Consider the following 17,116-nt stretch of genomic DNA (forward strand, 5'->3'; position numbering starts at 1 on the left):
GCATCTCCAGCAGCGGGCCGGTGAGGTCGCGACGCGGCGGGTGCGCAGGTGCGGGCTCTGCGGGTACACGATTCCGGACGATCTCGTGCGGGGGCGGATCGAGCGCGGCAAGCAGAAGATGACGTGTCCGCAGTGCGACGACTTCGTCATCACGCTGGTGGACGGGCCGGACGAGGTCGGTGACGTGCGGCCGGTGGTGGAGCAGATGAACTCCAACGCCGACGCGCGGCGGGACGAGGACGTCGCGGCCACCACGCTGCGGGGCAAGCGGGAGGCCGGGGACTACGACGTCTTCCTGTGCCACAACGTCAAGGACAAGCCGCAGGTGCTCGAGATCGCCCAAGAGCTCGAGGCGCGCGGGATCCTGCCGTGGCTCGACGTGCACGACATTCAGCCGGGGTCGCGGTGGCAGCAGGAGATGGCGAAGGGCATCGAGAAGAGCCGGTCCGCGGCCGTGCTCATCGGGCCTGCCGGACCGGGGCCGTGGCACGAGGCCGAGATGGAGCTGATCAACGACTGGTCCGCGCGCAACAGGAGCCGCCGGGTCATCCCGGTGATCCTCGACGGCACCGAGAGCGAGCCGGAGCTGCCGGGCTTTCTGCGGGTGTGGTCGACCGTCGACATGCGGACGGCCGACCCCGACCCGATCGAGCAGCTGATCTGGGGCATCACCGGGCAGCACCCCCGGTGGGCCTAGCAGGACCTGCGCAGCACCGTTCCCGAAGTACCCGGCAGTGAGACCGAGCGGACCGTGGAGCCCTTCTCGTTGACGTGCGGTGCGGAAAGTCGCACGGTGACCGCGGAGCTGCCGGTCTTGTTCGCGTTGACGATCACGGTGCCGCACGCGAAGTCGCGCTGGAACACGTTCGAGGCCACGGCGAAGTACGGGCCGACCGGCGTGCCCAGGTCCCAGTCGTACTCGGTGCGCCACTGCGAGGGGTTGTCGTAGCGGTCGGTCTGGTCGATCTCGGAGATGGCCGCGTGCGTGCCGGCCGCCAGCAGGTAGCTCGCGTAGGCGTAGCGGAACGGCTGCTCGGCGCCGCTGTGGTGCGGCTGCACCCAGGTGATCTTGCCCTTGGCCTCGTTGGCCGCGATCTCGGCGACCTGGCGGCTCCAGCCCTCTGGGTACTCGGAGAGCAGGTCGTTGTCGTTGAACGTCAGCCACCACTCGTCGAAGCCGCCGTCGAGGTTTTCGACGTAGCTGTCCCACGCGCCCTCGTGGAGGCGGGCGTTGGACATGTTCGCGACGGTCTTGAGGCCCGCGTCCACGAACTTCTGCCTGGTGTTGGCGAGCATCGAGCGGTAGGCCGCGCGCATCGACTCGTCGGTCGGGTACGCGGCCGGGCAGACGCCGTCGTGGTAGGTGTCGCAGGCGAAGAGCGCGTTGTCCATGAACACGCCGTCGAACGATCCCTTCGAGGACGCGATCACGTTGTCGGCCCAGGCGTTCTGGTAGTCGGTGTTGCCGACGTCCATCTGCCAATGGCCCTCATAGCCGTCGTACTCGAAACGGCGACCGTTCGGGTCGAGAAGAAACCAGGAGGGGTCGGCCGCGCAGTAACCGACGCCGGTGGGCAGAGCCGAATCGTCGACACCGTCCGTGCACGCATAACTACGCGTTGACGAGAGGTCCTTGTAGACGAACGTCTGAATCTTCGGGTTGGCCGCCTTGAACTTGGCGGCAAGATCGGTTTCCCAGGCGTTGAGCACCACGTACGAACGGCGGGCAGCCTCGGTGGTGATCATTTCTTCAGAGGTGGGCGTGCTGTTCATGTGCAGCCAGTAAGTCTTGGCAGTCCAGGCTTCCTCTCCGGCCTGAGCTGCGGGAACCAGCGTCACCGTCAATGCGGCGACCAAGATCGAATATCCGAAGAAACGCACACCAAACCCCATCTCGCCTTGCACTCCGGTTTCGGAGTATTAGACGTGATGGAATGCGTCTCATTTCGGCTGGTTGACATGACGATTTTCACTGTTAATCAGAAGAACAGGGAATCGCCTCACAGTGCACGCCTGAGCGTGTCTCACATCACTTGCAAAAATGGGGGCGCGTCATAAAGAATGCGCGCCCCCGAAAAATGATCTACATCTGCAGCTGCACGTACGGCGTCTGCTCCACCGACATCGGCACCTGGAACCGCTGGGTCAGGTACGCCGCGATGTCGTGGAACAACGGCGCCGCCGAAGAGCTGAACTGGGTGCCGTGCGGCGCGTCGAGCATGATGCCGACGACGTAGCGCGGGTTGTCGGCCGGGAGGATGCCGGCGAACGTGATCCAGTACTGCGACTGCGAGTAGCACTTGCAGGTCGGGTCGATCTGCTGGGCCGTGCCCGTCTTGCCGGCGATCTGGTAGCCGGGCAGCGCGGCCTGCTTGCCCGTCCCGTTCTGGTTCGCGTCCCGCGGATCGGACTGGGTGACCGACCGGAACATGTCGCGGACCGTCTTCGCGGTCTGCGGCGAGACGACGCGGACGCCTTCTGGGCGCTGCTTCTCCGAGCGCGCGCCCTCCTCGCCGATCTCGGCGCGGATCAGACGCGGCGGGATGCGGACGCCGTCGTTGGCGATGGCCTGGTACATGCCCGTCATCTGCAGCAGCGTCATCGAGAGACCCTGGCCGATCGGCAGGTTGCCGAAGGTCGAGCCGGACCACTGGTTGAGCGGCGGCACGACACCGGACTCCTCCGCGGGAACGCCGGAGTTGGTGCGGCGGCCGAGGCCGAACTTCTGCAGCATCTCGGCGTAGCGCTCCTTGCCGACCTCCTGGGCGGCGAGCAGCGTGCCGACGTTGGACGACTTGGCGAAGACGCCGGTGAACGACATCGGGACGGTCCCGTGGGTCCACGCGTCCCTGATCGTGCGGTCGGCGACCTTGATCGAGCCCGGCACCTGCAGCACGTCGTCCGGCTTGAACAGGCCGTACTCGACGGCGGCGGCAGCGGTGACGATCTTGTTCACCGAACCCGGTTCGAACGACGAGGCGACCGCGGTGTTGCGCAGCTGCTCAGGGTCGGCCTTGCCGAAGTCCGTCGGGTCGTAGGTCTTGTCGTTGGCCATGGCGACGATCTCGCCGGTGCGGCTGTCGAGAACCACCGCGGAACCGTTGCGGGCGCCCGACTTCTTCGTGTAGTCGGTGACCATCTTCTGCACCGCGTACTGGGTGTCGATGTCGATGGTCAGCTCGAGGCTCTTGCCGGGCAACGGCTTCACGAGCTCGCGTTCGGTGTTCGGGATGACGAGCGTGTCGTCGCCGGACATCGTGTCGACCACGCGGCGGCCCATGCGGCCAGCCAGCACGTTGTCCTGCGCGCTCTCCAGGCCGAGGATGCCCTGGGTGGTCGGCGGCTTCTCCTCCTGGCGCCAGTTCGCGGCGCCGATGATGTTCGACGCCACCTCGCCGTTGGGGTAGATGCGCTTCGAGCGGTACTCGGACCCGATCTCCGTCGGGTACTTCGCGACGATCTGCGCCGCCTTGGCCGGCTCCGCCTCGCTGACCAGGACCTCGTAGCTGATGTCCTTCACGAGCTGCTGGTAGACGGTTTCCTCGTCGGTCTTCTCGCCGTTGACCTCGGGGCCGAGGGTCGACGAGATGAACTTCGCGACCTCGCGCATGTGGTCGTCGTAGGAGACCGGGTACTTCTCGGGTTCCTTCGCGCGCGCCTCGTCCCACGTCTTGCGGGCGCGCTGCGGGAGGATGTAGAGCGCGCGCACCTCGATCGAGAACGCGAGCTGGTTGCCGTTGCGGTCGAGGATCGAGCCGCGCTCGGCGGGGATGTTCAGCCGCGTGGTGCGCTGCTTCTGTGCCTGCTGCGCGAGCTCGGCCGCCTGGATGCCCTGCACCTGCACGAGCTTCACGCCCGCGACCAGCAGCGCGCCGATCAGCAGGATCCGGCCGATCGCGATGCGCAGCTTCGCGTTGCCGCCCAGCCGCGCGGTCGGGCGAGGGCCGCGCACCGACAACGGGCGGCGCGGCCCCCTCTGCTGCGGACCCGGCATCAGCCACCCGCCGGAGGAGTCGTGGTGCCGGGCGGCGTCTGACCGGCAGGCGGCGCCGGCGGCTCGGAGGACGGTGGCGGCGGAGGCGTCGACTTGGTCGGCGCGCTCGGCTTGCCGAACTCCTCGATCGAGCCGTCCGGGTTCTGCCGCAGCCGGGCCGGGTTCGACGGCTCCACGAGACCCATCTCCGCGGCGCGGCGCGCGAGGTCGGTCGGCGACTCGAGCAGCGCGACCTCACGGCGCAGCTGCTCCATCCGCAACGTCAGCTTCTCCGCCTCGGCCTTCGCCTCCTGCAGACGGTAGGTGTCGGCGGCAGCCTGGGTCGAGAAGTACATGATCCCGGCGACACCCGCGCCCAGCACGAGCATCACCAGCACGACGAACGGGGCCTTCGACACCGGCTTCTGCTGCGGCACCGCGGCACCGCCGCGCAGGTTCTGGGCGCGCTGGGCCCGGCGGGCGTAGGCACGTTCGGCACCGGCGGTCCGCCGCCGCGCCTTGTCGTACTCCTCGGCCTTCTTCTGCGTCTTCTTCCTGGAAGGGTCGCGGGGCGACGGCTCGCCGACCCGTGCGGGTGCCGTCATCTCGGTTCTCCGATCCGTTCCGCCGCCCGCAGCCGCACCGGGGCCGCGCGCGGGTTGTCCTCGATCTCCTGCTCCGACGCGAGCTCCGCGCCCTTCGTGAGCAACTTGAGCTCGGGTCCGTGGCCCGGCAGCTCGACCGGCAGGCCCGGCGGCGTCTTCGACTTCGCGAGCTCGGCGAACGCCTGCTTCACCATCCGGTCCTCGAGCGACTGGTAGGACTCGACGACGATCCGCCCGCCCATGCCCAGCACACCGAGCGCGGCGGGAAGGGCCAGCCGCAACGACTCCAGTTCGCCGTTGACCTCGATGCGCAACGCCTGGAACGTGCGCTTCGCCGGATGCCCGCCCGTGCGCCGCGACGCCGCGGGGACAACGTTGTACAACAGCTCGACGAGCCGTCCGGAGGTGGTGAACGGCTCCTTCTCGCGCTCCCTGAGCACCGCCGACGCGATCTTGCCTGCGAACCGCTCCTCGCCATAGGTGGAGAGGATCCGCGCGAGGTCGCCGTGCGAGTACGTGTTGAGCACGTCCGCCGCCGTCATCCCGGTGCCCTTGGACATCCGCATGTCCAGCGGCGCGTCCTTGGAGTACGCGAACCCGCGCTCCTCCTCGTCGAGCTGCAACGAGGACACGCCGAGGTCCATCAGCACACCGTCCACATGCGAGTAGCCGAGGTCGTGCACGGCCTCCGCGATGTGGTCGTAGGTGACGTTGACGAGATGGACGCGGTCGCCGTGGCGGGCGAGCCGCTTCCCGGCCATCTCGATGGCCTGCGGGTCGCGGTCGAGCCCGATCAGCGTCAGCTCGGGGTGAGCGCTGAGCAGCGCGTCGGAGTGACCGCCCATGCCGAGCGTCGTGTCGACGAGGACGGCGGGCTTGCCTTCGAGCGCCGGAGCGAAGAGTTCCAGGACGCGGTCCAGCAGCACCGGAACGTGCCGCGGCTGATCCATCGGTCCCTCTACTCCCCTGATGCGCGTTCGGGTGACGTCAGGTCCCCGCCCGCCCGTCGAACCTGGCGCCGGGGAAGGTGCGCCAGGGCCGATAGTCGAGCGGACCGAGGCCTCACGGCACCCGAATCGCGGTGGAACATCCGGCCTGTTGCTCGGCTGACCGCCATCAGAAGACGCCCGGTATGACCTCCTCGCGAGCCTCGGCGTAGCCGTCCTCGTGCTCCTCGAGGTAGGTCTGCCAGGCCTGCGCGTCCCAGATCTCCAACCTGGTGAACGCGCCGACGACCACGCACTCCTTGGTCAGCCCGGCATACCGGCGCAGTTCCGGTGCGATCAGAACGCGGCCCTGACCGTCCGGACGCTGCTCGTCCGTACCTGCGAACAGATACCGCTGATAGGCGCGTACGGCGTCGTTGGTGAACGGCGCCTCGGCGACCTTCCTCGCCATCTGCTCGAACTCCGCTCGCGGGAACACGTACAGGCAGTGGTCCTGGCCTTTGGTGACCATGAGACCTCCCGCCAGTTCGTCCCGGAACTTCGCAGGCAGTGTCAGCCGACCCTTGTCGTCCAGGCGCGGGTAGTGAGTGCCGAGGAACATCGGCAGCCACCTCCCTAGCCGGGCGACGGACCGGCAGTGGAGCCCCCGTCTGCCCCACCGGCCGCCACAGTACCCCACTTTTCACCACAGTCAACGCTGAAACAGGTGTTTACGCACCAACTCGTAACCCGTTTGTGCAGGTAGATCGAGTGGGGAGGCGTGGGGGGACGGTGGGGGAGCTGGTCAGGCTCCACCTTCGCGGGTGAGGGTTGAGGGCCGATTTGCCACTCGAACGGCCTAGAAATTTCGACCAAAACGTGGGGTTGGAACGTGATGGTGGGGGAAGGTGGAAAGTGGTGGAGCGAACCCGATGTAGCCCGCAGGTGTAGGGCTCTTAGCCGTGGTTTGACACACTGCGTGAAACGCTCACACGTCCGTGTTCCGGACACGGCTGCTGGAGGTTTAGTGACACCGGGAAGCCCAAGCGCGAACAGTCACGCGCCGGTCGATCAGATCCTCGGGGAGTTGCACGGCGCCGTCCAGCGGATCGCCGCCAACGTCGAACGGGTGCTCGTCGGCAAACCCGACGTGGTCCGGCTCGCCCTCGTGACGCTGCTCGCCGAAGGGCACCTGCTCGTGGAGGACGTGCCGGGCGTCGGCAAGACCTCCCTGGCGAAAGCGCTTGCCCGCTCCATCGACTGCACCGTGAGCCGCGTGCAGTTCACGCCCGACCTGTTGCCGAGCGACATCACCGGCTCGTCGATCTACAACCGGCAGGAGAACGACTTCGAGTTCCGGCCGGGACCGATCTTCGCGAACATCGTCGTCGGCGACGAGATCAACCGCGCCTCCCCCAAGACGCAGTCGGCGCTCCTGGAGTGCATGGAGGAGCACCAGGTCACGGTCGACGCGAACACGTACCCGCTGGGCTCGCCGTTCATGGTGATCGCGACGCAGAACCCGATCGAGATGGAGGGCACCTACGCCCTGCCGGAGGCACAGCGCGACAGGTTCACCGCGCGCGTGTCGATCGGCTACCCGGACCCGGCGGCCGAGCTCGCGATGGTCGACGAGCACGCGGGCCACAACCCGCTCGACGACCTGCGGCCCGTCTCGGACGCGGCCCAGGTGCTGCGGCTGATCGAGGCCGTGCGCCGGGTGCACCTCTCCCCCGAGGTGCGTCGCTACGCCGTCGAGCTGGTGTCGGCCACGCGCCGCCTGCCGGAGCTGCGGCTGGGTGCGTCGCCGCGGTCCACGTTGCACCTCGTGCGCGCCGCACGGGCACAAGCCGCGCTCGCGGGTCGTGACTTCGTGGTGCCGGACGACATCCACTCGATCGCGATCCCCGTGCTCGCGCACCGGCTCGTGATGACCGCGGAGGCGCAGGCCGCCCGCCGGTCTCCCGCCGAACTGATCAGGGCGTTGCTGCAGCGGGTGCCGGTGCCGACCGCGGCACTCGACCCGAGCGCAGCCTTTGTCCGCAGCATGAACAACAACAACGCAGGGACGCCACGCTGACGATGCGAACCGCACTGTCCGGTCTGACCACACGCGGTCGGTGCCTGCTGGCCGCGGGGTTCGCCGCCGGGGTGTGCGCCGCCGTGTTGAACGAGCGCGACCTGCTGAGGGTCGCCGCGTTCGTGATCGCGCTGCCGCTGCTGGCCGCGTGGCTCGCGACGAGGGCTCGGGTGGGGCTGCACGCCGCCCGGTTCCTCGCGCCGAGCCGCGTGCCGGTCGGTGCGGCGGCCGAGGTGAAGCTGGACCTGCGCAGCACCGGCCGGTTGCCCACGGGCGGGCTGATGCTCGAGGACACGGTCCCGTACGCGCTGGGCGCGCGGCCGCGGTTCCTGGTCGAACGGTTGCCGCGCAACACGCCCACGTCGTTGCGCTACCCGCTCAAGCCGGTCATGCGCGGCATCCAGCAGGTCGGCCCGCTCATGGCCAGGATCACCGACCCGTTCGGGCTCGCCGAGTTCGACCGCGAGCTCGCCGGCCGGTCGCGGCTGGTCGTGGTGCCGCGGGTGGTGCGGCTGTCGGGTCTGCCCGGCGGCTCCGGCATGGGCGCGGGCGACGACGGCTCGGTGCGGCTGCGGGCCGGTCAGGGCGAGGACGACGCGGTGGTGCGGCCGTACCGCCACGGCGACGACCTGCGGAAGGTCCACTGGCGGTCCACGGCCCGGCGCGACGAGCTCATGGTCCGCGTCGAGGAACGTCCGTGGCGCGGCGGCACGACCGTGCTGCTCGACCACCGGGTGTACGCGCACCGGGGCAGCGGCCCGACGGCGTCGCTGGAGTGGGCGATCTCGTTCGTGGCGTCGATCTGCCTGCACCTGCACCACTTCGGCCACCAGGTGCGCCTGGTCTCCGAGGACGGGCGGGTGCTCGCGGGCGGGTCGTCCGACGGCGGGCACAGCGACCACGTGGTGCTGGACTCGCTGGCCGCGCTGCAGGGCTCGCACCGGCGTGAGCTGAGCGCGGGCATCGACCCCGGCGCCGGCCAGGAGGTCATCGCGGTGCTGGGCGCGGTCTCGCCCGCGTCCGTGGAAGAGCTGATCAGGTACCGGCCGCGTGGCATGCGCAGCCTGGCCGTGCTGCTCGACGTGAACGCCTGGGCCGGCGGGTCGGACGCCACCGCGCCCGATCCCGAGGACGCGCGGCGGTTGCTGACCGGTGCGGGCTGGGGTGTGGCGATAGCGCGGCCGTCGGCCTCGATGCAGCAGGTGTGGCAGGAGTTGTGCGCCTCGGCCGGCAACCGGGGGCCGTCGGTTCGCTCGGAGGTGGGCTGAGATGGGGTCCCGTTCCGCTCCCGCGAAGGCCACCGAACCCGAGTGGTTCACCTCGGCCACGCCGTGGATCGCCGCGCTCGCGGTGCTGTGCGCGTCGACGGCGCTCTCCGGCGTCATCGAGGGTGACCTCTGGCTGGTGCGCATCGGCGTGGTGATCGTGGCGATCACCGTGACCGGCGCGTTCCTGCGGGCGACCAGGCTGACCCCTCCGCTGGTCGCCATCGCCCAGGTGTTCGTGCTGTTGTGCCTGCTCACGGCGTTGCACACGCGGTCGGGCATCTTCCTGTTCATCCCCGGTCCCGACGCGCTGGGCGAGCTCGGCGACGTGCTCGCGGAGTCGGTCGCGCAGGTGCAGACCGGGGTGCCGCCGGTGCACGCGACGCCGCCGATCCAGGCGCTCGTGGTGCTGGCGATCGGCCTGGTCGCGGTGCTGGTGGACACGCTGGCCGTGGCCGCGGCGGCACCGGCGGCGTCCGGGCTGGTGCTGCTGTGCGTGTTCGCGGTGCCCGCGTCGCTGGCCGACGAGATGCTGCCGTTCTGGACGTTCATCGTGGGCGCGGCCGCGTTCGCGATGCTGCTCGCGGTCGACGGCCAGCACCGGCACGAGGCGTGGCGCGGCAGGCTCGGATCCGGGTCGGCGAGCGGATCGGGTGGTTCCGCGACCACGGTGGCTGCCATCGCCATGGTGATCGCGCTGATCGTCGGGGCGGGTTTCACGTTCGTCGGCACGGTCGGCCGGTTGCCGATGAGCGGCGGCGGTGGCGCCGGCAAGGGCGGCATCGGGCTGAGCGAGATGACGTCGTTGCGCGGCATGCTCAACCGAGGCAAGACCGCCGAGGTGTTCTACGTGCGCGGCCTGCCGGAACAGACGTACATGCGGGCGACCACGCTCGCCAGGTACGTGCCGGACAAGGGCTGGGAACGCGGCACCGACCCCGGTGGCCAGCCCGCGCGCGGCGAGCTGCCGCCCCAGGCCGGTGACCGCGGCGAGGGCAAGACGACGCGGATCGACATCGAGCCGCGCGACTGGCGGAGCTTCTGGCTGCCGACCTACGGCGCCGTCCGCCGCATCGACACCCCGGACGACGACTACCGCTTCGACGTGAAGAAGGGCGTGATCTTCAGTCAGCGGGAGCGCGAGCCCGAGCCGTACGTGATCGACACGGTGCTCTCGACGCCGACGAAGCAGGCGCTGCGCATGACGCCGGACTCGAAGAACGGGGTCGACGCCGAGTACTACAAGTTCGAGGGCGTCGAGCAGCAGGTGGTCGACCTGGCGAACAAGATCGTCGAGGGTGCCACCAACAACTTCGACAAGGCCGCCGCGCTGACCGCGTTCTTCAACGGCCCGACCAGCGGCTTCAAGTACGACCTCAAGACCAAGGGCGACGCGAGCAAGGACGCGCTGACCGACTTCGTGATGCGCAGCAAGGTCGGCTACTGCGAGCAGTTCGCCTCCGCGATGGCCGTGATGGCCCGCGTCGTCGGGCTGCCGTCGCGCGTCGCGATCGGCTTCACCGCCGGTGTGCCGTCCGCGGACAACTCCTACCGCGTGATCAGCACCGACGACGCGCACGCGTGGGTCGAGATCTTCTTCCCGAACCACGGCTGGATGACCTTCGACCCGACGCCGGTCGACGACGGCCGGGGCGTTGTGCCGCCGTACCTGCGCGAGACCTCGCCCGGTGCGGAGGAGCAGCCGACCGCCGAGACGAAGACCGAGACGGTGAAGCCGTCCACCAGCGGGTCGGCCCAGCCGTCCACCTCGGCCGACGGCACCGAGGACACCCAGAACCAGCAGCAGGCCGGCGAGGCCGGGCCGCCGCCGTGGCACCTGTGGGCGCTCGGCGTGGTGCTGGTGCTGGCGGCCCTGCTGACGGTGTTCCTGGTGCTCGCGCTCCTCGGCCTGATCAGCGCGGGCATGATGGGCGTGGCGTGGGCGCGCAAGCTGCTGATCCCGGCCGCCGCGGGGTTGTGGCTGATCGGCGTCGGCCTGGCGGCCGCGTTGCTCTCGTGGTGGCTCGCGATCGTGCTGGTCCTCGCGGGGCTCTTCCTGACACCGCTGCTCGTGCGCGCCGTGCGCCGCCACAACCGCCTGCACACGGTCGCGGCCCTCGGTCCAGGGGCGGCCTCCGCGGCCTGGAGCGAGCTCATGGCGGAGTCGATCGACCGCGGCGCGCCCGTGCCGGCGGCGGAGACCATCAGGACGGCCGCCCGGCGGCTGGCGCGCGAGCACAACCTCGACGAGGCGGGCAAGGACGGCCTGCGCGTGGTGATCGGCGCGATCGAGCGGTCCTGGTACAGCGCGAACCCCGCGGCCGATCCCGCGCTGCCCGGTGCGCTGGCCGCGGTGCGACAGTCGTTGCGACAGAACGCTCCGCTGTCGTTGCGGGCGAAGCTGTTCCCGAAGTCGGTGCTCAAGCCGACGCCCGCGCCGGTGGCCGAGACGCCGGAGCGCGAGACCGTCGGGGTCTGAGGTTCTCGAGCAAAGCGAAAGGCCCGCTCCCTCGGGGGCGGGCCTTTCGCTTGTGGCTTGAGTTGTTACTGCTCCTCGTCGAAGCGACGACGGAAGCGCTCCTCCATCCGTTCGGAGAACGAGCTGCGGCTGCGTGTGGGCTTGCCGTCTTCCTGCGTCCCCTCGGCGACCTGGTCACCGCGGCGCAGCGTCGTCAGGGTGATGAGCACACCGAAGAACATCAGCAGGAAGCCGAAGACGCTCACGACGGGAATCCCGACGATCGCGAGCTTCGGGAACATCACACCAGCGACGAGCGCCGCCACACCTGCCACGAACAACACGATGCCCTGTACGCGGCGTCGCTTGGACGGCCGCCGCAACTTGGCGCCTCGTACGGTGGATGCGAACTTCGGGTCTTCGGCGTAGAGCGCGCGCTCGATCTGGTCGAGCAGTCGCTGCTCGTGCTCGGAGAGTGGCATCGTTCCTCCTCCGGCACAGCGGTCGCGGGCGCCGGGTGTTCTCGGTTTCCGCCGAACCCGGCGGACGACCCACCCTGGGGACGTCACCCTCCAGGATACGATCCACACGCCCCGGCGACTACCCAGTCGGCCTTCTCATACGGTCGGTTCTGTCACCATCATCCTCCTGGGGCAGTGGTGAGGCCCTCGTGAGGCACCCTCACGGGTCTTCCGGCCCTCCGTTCACGCCCCATTCGGCTCTTCTATCCGTCCCGGTACGGGCGTGGTGACGGTCTGCGGAGGGGCGGCGACACACGTTCGAGGGGTCCGCGACGGAGCGTCACGCCGTCTCAGTTCGCGCTTCCGGCGAGGACGCGCGGGCAGAGATCACGACCTCCGCCCGCGCGTCGCGGTTGATCAGCCCGCGATCTTGTAGGCGCGGATGATCGTCACCTCGCCGGTGTTGCCCGCGGCGTCCGCCGTCTTGGCGCGCAGCGACGCGAACTTCGCACCGTTCGGGTGCTTCACGATCGCCCTGTCGCCCGCGACCGGGATCTGCTGCCAGGTCGCGCCGTCGTCGAAGGAGACCTCGACGGTGACGCGCTTGACCTTCGGCGTGTTCTGCTGCTGCTCCACCTTCAGCGGGACGACGAGCACCCGGCCGTGGGCGGTGTCCTGGTCGTCGAGCCTCGGCAGGAAGCGGACCACCGTGAGCGGCAGGTGCGTCACGTCGGTCGTGTGCTTGGCCTTGAACGTCCAGGCACCACTCACCTTCGTGGACACCTCGGCGGAGCGGCTGTGCTCCATCTCCGCCCGGTAGGAACCTTCCGCGGCAGGAACGTCGAAGATCGCGCCCGGCTGCGGCTGCTCGCCGAGCTTGGTGCCGTTGTGGAACAACGTGGTCTTCGCCGTTCCGGTGCCGGCCCGGCCCTCACCGCCGTTGCTGTCGGTGAAGAGCGGGACCCTGACCGCGATCTGGTCCTCGAGCCGCGCGAGGCCGAAGCCGGGAGCCGACGGGACGGACGGGCCGAGGACGGCCCTGCCGAACGCCTGCGCGTACTTCCTGCCGCCCTGGAAGGACTTCGCCGGCGTCTCCGTGGAGTACTCGCGGGTGTCGTCAGCGGTGCTGCGGTCGTAGATCCAGCTCCACTTGCCGCCCGTGGTGCTGACGAAGTCGACAGCGTGGCCGTTGTCGGGCACCGGGGTGTACCAGCCGAAGCCGCCGCTGCCGTCGGTCGGGTGCGGCATCACCGCGACGCCGTGGCGGTAGCCCTCACCCGCCGGGCGGAAGGTGCTCGTCATCTCGGCGAGCTCGGCCGGCTTGGCGGTGCGCTCGAACCCGGTGGGCATGCCGTGTTCGGTCCACATCAGGCGGTAGCTCACCGGCGTCTTCTCGTCGCGGGGCGTGCCCTGGAACTGCTCGGCGATCGTCGTCGAGAAGCCCGGTGCGACCGGTCCGAGCTGTGCGGTGAGCACGTTGCCCGCCAGGCCGCCGAAGAACGCCCAGCCCGAGCCGAACGGCTGGCCCGCCACCTTCGTGCTGTAGCTGACCGTGCCGATCATGCCCTTGGCGGCGGCGTCCGGCGTCTTGAGCGCGACCGGCTTGGCCTTGCGCCCGTCGACCGTGATCGTCGCCTTCCCGTCCACCACGAACCTGGGCTGCACCAGGAACAGGACCTTGTTGTCCTGCGTGAGGATCGGGCTGTCCACGATGTACTCGCCCTTGGGCAGGCGAACGTTCCTCGCCTGGCCCGCGTAGTACTTGCCGGTCCTGGTGTTGACGAACGTCGTGCCGTGCTCGGCCGCCGGGTTGCCGTCCGGGCCGAGCACCGAGACGCCGACGTCGTAGCTCTCGACCTCGCGGTTGACGCTGATCAGGGTGCGCTGGCCGTTCGAGGCGACGACCGCGCCGCTGTAGGCGCCGTCGGCCGCGTTCACCCTGGTGTCAGCGGTGATCGTGGCCTTGGCCTCGCCGCCGGCGGGAACCGTGAGCTTCGCCGGGGACACCGAGAACAGACCGGAGGGCGAGGGCTTGCCGTCCGGTCCGGTGACGTCGACGGTCAGGTCGAGCGTCAGCGGGTCCTTGCCGCCGTTGCGGTAGGTGACCTCGCGGACGACCTTCTGGTCGTCGTCGTGCGGCCACTGCTGCACCCCGAAGTTGATGCTGGCGGGCTCCGAGATCACCTGCTGCGCCAGCATCTTCGGCACGTCCACGCGACCGGTGCCCTGGTCGAACGGCTTCAGCGCGGGATTGGCCTTCGCCGACGCCATGATCGTCGCCTTGAGCCGCGTGCCGGTCCAGTCCGGGTGCTGCTGCTTGAGCAGCGCGACGACACCCGCGACGTGCGGGGTGGCCATCGACGTGCCGGACATCGCGACGTGGCCCTGCGTTCCGGCCTCCGCCGCCACGATGTCGACACCGGGCGCCGTGACGTCCGGCTTCACCCCGCCGTCCGCGGCAGGACCACGGCTGGAGAACGACGCGATGCCGTCGTTGCGGTCCACGGCACCCACGGTCAGCGCGGACTCGGCGCTACCGGGCGAACCGATCGTCTCCGGCCGGCCCGAGTTGCCCGCCGCGATCACGAACAGCGCGCCGGTCTGCGCGGAGATCCGGTTGACGGCCTCCTCGATCGGGTCGATCTCCGGGGTGTCACCGCCGCCCAGGCTCATGTTGATGACGTGCGCGCCCTGCTCGGCCGCCCACTGCATGCCACCGAGGATCGCCGACTCGGTGCAACCGCCCGGCTGGCAGACCTTGCCGTCGAGGATCTCGGCGTCCGGCGCGACACCGCGGTACTTCTCGCCCTTGCTGGCGATCGTCGACGCGACGTGCGTGCCGTGACCGACCTCGTCGGTGTTGTCCGGCGAGGTGGTGAAGTTCTTCTCGGCGACCTGCCTGCCCTGCAGGTCCGGGTGCTTCTCGTCGACCCCCGTGTCGAGCACGGCGACCTTCACGCCCTTGCCGGTGACACCGGCCTGCCACGCCTCGGGCGCCCCGATCTGCTTGGTGCTGCGGTCGAGCGCCACCTTGCGGACGCCGTCGAGCCACACCTTCTCGACCGCGCCGCCGCGCAGCGACTCCCAGGCACTGCCGGACTTCGCGGCCGTGCCCGTCACCAGGTCGGCCACGGACCCCTTGGCGCTCAACGCGTTGACGCCCGATCGCGCGCCCGCCGCCGGCCGCACGATCACAGGGACGTTGTCGCGGCGCGCGTCGTCGTAGCCGAACTCCACCAACGACGTCACGTCGAACAACCGCGGGTCGAGCTTTCCGCCGGACACCAACCCGACCGCGTCCGCGGGGACCACGTGCTGATGCCCGTTCTGCGTGAAGGTGCGCACGGCGAGCGTCTCCCGGCCCGGCCCCGGCACGTACCGCACGACCCGGTTGCCTGCCAGCTCCACCCGGTCACCGGTGATCAGCGTGACGCTCTGGCCGTTCTGCCCCGATGCCGCCTCCTCCGCGTGCGCGACAGCCGCCGTCACCGCGGTGACGAGACCTGCCGACAACGCGAGCGCCGTGATCCCCCGACGGGCACCTCGCTGTCCTGCTCTCACTGGGTACCTCCAGTGCTCGATGAGGTGTTGCCCGAGTGACCGTAGGGACACCGAGCGTCACCACACCTCCCTCTGAGGGCCCGAGGTGCTGCCGCGGAACTCATCCCGCAGACGTACGCGGACTGGCCGATCGACTGGTTGACATTCCCGCCGCGCATTCGGCGTTGAGTCGTGATCGTCCATCATGCACACTGCGTCCTGCCGCCATCTGGACGCGGCACTGGGGGAAGGTCGCTCTGATCATGCGTGTTTCGCTGCGTGCTGCCATCGCGGTCGCGCTGCTCGTCGGTTTCTACGTGATCGCCTCCGCGTTGATCGGCGGACTCCTGGCACTGGAGACGTACGCCCTGATCAACCGGCCGTTCGTCGGCCTGAAGCTGGCGCTGTTCGTCGTGCCGGTGGTGTTCGCGCTGGTCAAGGGCCTGGTCTCGCTGGAGCGCCGCGAGCAGGACGAGGTGCCCGGCACCCTCGTCACGCCCGCGGACCAACCCGCGCTCTGGGACCTCGTCCGCCGCCTGGCCGCCGACCTCGGCACCCGCCCGCCGGACGAGATCCGGATCCTCGCCGCGGTGAACGCCGGTGTCGCCGAGGACACCCGGTTCCTGGGTCTGCGCGTGCTGAAGCGCAGGATGTTCATCGGTGCCCCTCTGCTCACCTCCATGACCGAAAAGCAGCTCATCGCCGTGATCGCCCACGAGCTCGGGCACTACGCCAACAAGGACACGCGCCTCGCCGGCGTCGTCGTCTCCGGCCGCGCCGCCATGCTGCGCGCCGGCTCCCACATGAACGCCGAACACTGGTTCCAGCGCCTGATCGTCAAGCTGTTCCAGGGCTACGCCAAGCTGTACCTCCGCGTCTCCCAGGCCATCAGCCGCCGCCAGGAGTTCGCGGCCGACCGCTTCTCGGCCCAGCTGGCCGGTTCGTCGGCCGCCTCGTCCGCACTGCGCGAACTGCCGGTGATCGACGCGGCGTGGGACCTCTTCACCGACCGCCACCTGACCGTCGCCTGGGACCTCGGCTACCTCCCCACGACGTTCTTCGACGGCTTCGCCCGCCTGCGCACCTCCCCGGAACTCCACGAGCAGCTGGAGCAGATCCGCCAGCACCCGTCCGACCCGGACCGCGGCCCGTACGACTCGCACCCCCCGCTGCAGGACCGCATCGCCGCCATCGACGCCCTGGCCCTGGAACCCGAGTCCGGCTGGGGCGACCGCCCCGCCGTCGAACTGCTCACCGACCCGATGCCGCTGCTGGACTCCGCCGTGATGAACTCGCTGAAGTCCGAGGCCCACACCAAGCAACGCGTCGACTGGGCCACGCTCAGCCACATCGGCGCCCGAGCCCGCGTGGTGCACGGCACCGAACGCCTCCTGAACGCGGCCGCCGCGGCGATGAACCAGCCGCCCTCACTGACGACCGTCCTCAACGCCCTCGACGCCGGCCGGCTCGCCGACCTGGGCTCCTCCACGCCGGGCAGCAAGGACGCCGGCGTGCGCGCCCGCCGCGAAATGGCCCGCGGCGAGGTCCTGCCCGAACTCTCGGCGCTGGTGGCGCTCGCCTTCTCCGACGCGGGCCTGGCGCGCTGGGAGCTGGACTGGCTGGGACGAACGACATTCGTCACCTCCTCTGACGACTTCGACATGGCCGACCGCCTGGACGCCGCGGTCTCCGACAACGGCAACACCGAGGGCCTGCGCGCCGCACTGGCCACGGCCGGTGTGGCCCCCGACTACCGCCCGGCGCACTGACCTCGCACGCCCTTACCTCGCGCGCACCCCGACTTCGCG

Annotated in this window: 12 protein-coding genes; 5 read left to right on the plus strand and 7 right to left on the minus strand. The window is 69.8% G+C overall.

Going from position 1 to position 17,116, the window contains the following annotated elements; genetic code table 11:
• Positions 1-205: 205 nt before the first annotated feature.
• The gene (locus IEZ09_RS46440) at positions 206-697 is read left to right on the plus strand and encodes a toll/interleukin-1 receptor domain-containing protein (RefSeq protein ID WP_229812606.1); all 492 of its coding nucleotides are present in this window, start codon (positions 206-208) and stop codon (positions 695-697) included.
• On the opposite strand, the gene IEZ09_RS15550 is transcribed toward IEZ09_RS46440, so the two are convergent.
• From IEZ09_RS15550 to mraZ, 5 genes are all read right to left on the minus strand, one after another.
• Positions 694-1,746: a putative glycoside hydrolase gene (locus tag IEZ09_RS15550; protein WP_189254399.1), complete on the minus strand. Its 1,053-nt coding sequence runs from the start codon at positions 1,744-1,746 to the stop codon at positions 694-696. The two genes, IEZ09_RS46440 and IEZ09_RS15550, sit on opposite strands and share 4 nt — an antisense overlap.
• 337 nt (positions 1,747-2,083) lie before the next feature.
• Positions 2,084-3,994 (minus strand): peptidoglycan D,D-transpeptidase FtsI family protein, encoded by a 1,911-nt coding sequence (locus tag IEZ09_RS15555; RefSeq protein WP_189254400.1) that lies wholly within the window; start codon positions 3,992-3,994, stop codon positions 2,084-2,086.
• The gene (gene ftsL / locus IEZ09_RS15560) at positions 3,994-4,578 is read right to left on the minus strand and encodes a cell division protein FtsL (RefSeq protein ID WP_189254401.1); all 585 of its coding nucleotides are present in this window, start codon (positions 4,576-4,578) and stop codon (positions 3,994-3,996) included. The genes IEZ09_RS15555 and ftsL overlap by 1 nt, the downstream gene beginning before the upstream one ends.
• Entirely contained in the window at positions 4,575-5,528 is a 954-nt protein-coding gene (gene rsmH, locus IEZ09_RS15565; RefSeq protein ID WP_189254402.1) for a 16S rRNA (cytosine(1402)-N(4))-methyltransferase RsmH, read from the minus strand. Before rsmH ends, ftsL begins: the two co-directional genes overlap by 4 nt.
• 166 nt (positions 5,529-5,694) lie before the next feature.
• Positions 5,695-6,126, minus strand: a complete 432-nt coding sequence (gene mraZ / locus IEZ09_RS15570) for a division/cell wall cluster transcriptional repressor MraZ (RefSeq protein WP_189254403.1) — start codon at positions 6,124-6,126, stop codon at positions 5,695-5,697.
• 273 nt (positions 6,127-6,399) lie between these two features.
• Here mraZ and IEZ09_RS15575 point away from each other — a divergent pair, with 273 nt between their 5' ends.
• The 3 genes from IEZ09_RS15575 to IEZ09_RS15585 are packed head-to-tail and all read left to right on the plus strand — an operon-like array spanning position 6,400 to position 11,328.
• On the plus strand, positions 6,400-7,584 hold the full coding sequence (locus IEZ09_RS15575) for an AAA family ATPase (protein WP_370467717.1): 1,185 nt from the start codon (positions 6,400-6,402) through the stop codon (positions 7,582-7,584).
• 2 nt (positions 7,585-7,586) lie between these two features.
• Positions 7,587-8,852 (plus strand): DUF58 domain-containing protein, encoded by a 1,266-nt coding sequence (locus IEZ09_RS15580; RefSeq protein WP_189254405.1) that lies wholly within the window; start codon positions 7,587-7,589, stop codon positions 8,850-8,852.
• A gap of 1 nt (position 8,853) precedes the next feature.
• Complete coding sequence (locus tag IEZ09_RS15585; RefSeq protein ID WP_189254406.1) at positions 8,854-11,328, plus strand: transglutaminaseTgpA domain-containing protein; 2,475 nt, start codon at positions 8,854-8,856, stop codon at positions 11,326-11,328.
• A 65-nt stretch (positions 11,329-11,393) separates the two neighbouring features.
• Here the strand turns inward: IEZ09_RS15585 and IEZ09_RS15590 are convergent, their stop codons facing one another.
• Both IEZ09_RS15590 and IEZ09_RS15595 read right to left on the minus strand, forming a co-directional pair.
• Entirely contained in the window at positions 11,394-11,789 is a 396-nt protein-coding gene (locus tag IEZ09_RS15590; protein ID WP_189254407.1) for an SCO2097 family morphological protein, read from the minus strand.
• Between the two features lie 396 nt (positions 11,790-12,185).
• Positions 12,186-15,329: a S8 family serine peptidase gene (locus IEZ09_RS15595; RefSeq protein ID WP_189254408.1), complete on the minus strand. Its 3,144-nt coding sequence runs from the start codon at positions 15,327-15,329 to the stop codon at positions 12,186-12,188.
• 242 nt (positions 15,330-15,571) lie between these two features.
• Here IEZ09_RS15595 and IEZ09_RS15600 point away from each other — a divergent pair, with 242 nt between their 5' ends.
• The gene (locus tag IEZ09_RS15600; RefSeq protein ID WP_189254409.1) at positions 15,572-17,077 is read left to right on the plus strand and encodes a M48 family metalloprotease; all 1,506 of its coding nucleotides are present in this window, start codon (positions 15,572-15,574) and stop codon (positions 17,075-17,077) included.
• Positions 17,078-17,116: the final 39 nt, after the last annotated feature.

The sequence above is a fragment of the Lentzea flava genome (genome assembly GCF_014648475.1).
Taxonomy (GTDB): Bacteria; Actinomycetota; Actinomycetes; order Mycobacteriales; family Pseudonocardiaceae; genus Lentzea; species Lentzea flava.

Bases quoted from the DNA above. Each gene is read 5' to 3' on its own strand.
- IEZ09_RS46440 (WP_229812606.1), top strand. From the start codon at position 206: ATGAACTCCAACGCCGACGCGCGGCGGGACGAGGACGTCGCGGCCACC.
- IEZ09_RS15550 (WP_189254399.1), bottom strand. From the start codon at position 1,746: ATGATCACCACCGAGGCTGCCCGCCGTTCGTACGTGGTGCTCAACGCC.
- IEZ09_RS15555 (WP_189254400.1), bottom strand. From the start codon at position 3,994: ATGCCGGGTCCGCAGCAGAGGGGGCCGCGCCGCCCGTTGTCGGTGCGC.
- ftsL (WP_189254401.1), bottom strand. From the start codon at position 4,578: ATGACGGCACCCGCACGGGTCGGCGAGCCGTCGCCCCGCGACCCTTCC.
- rsmH (WP_189254402.1), bottom strand. From the start codon at position 5,528: ATGGATCAGCCGCGGCACGTTCCGGTGCTGCTGGACCGCGTCCTGGAA.
- mraZ (WP_189254403.1), bottom strand. From the start codon at position 6,126: ATGTTCCTCGGCACTCACTACCCGCGCCTGGACGACAAGGGTCGGCTG.
- IEZ09_RS15575 (WP_370467717.1), top strand. From the start codon at position 6,400: ATGGTGGGGGAAGGTGGAAAGTGGTGGAGCGAACCCGATGTAGCCCGC.
- IEZ09_RS15580 (WP_189254405.1), top strand. From the start codon at position 7,587: ATGCGAACCGCACTGTCCGGTCTGACCACACGCGGTCGGTGCCTGCTG.
- IEZ09_RS15585 (WP_189254406.1), top strand. From the start codon at position 8,854: ATGGGGTCCCGTTCCGCTCCCGCGAAGGCCACCGAACCCGAGTGGTTC.
- IEZ09_RS15590 (WP_189254407.1), bottom strand. From the start codon at position 11,789: ATGCCACTCTCCGAGCACGAGCAGCGACTGCTCGACCAGATCGAGCGC.
- IEZ09_RS15600 (WP_189254409.1), top strand. From the start codon at position 15,572: ATGCGTGTTTCGCTGCGTGCTGCCATCGCGGTCGCGCTGCTCGTCGGT.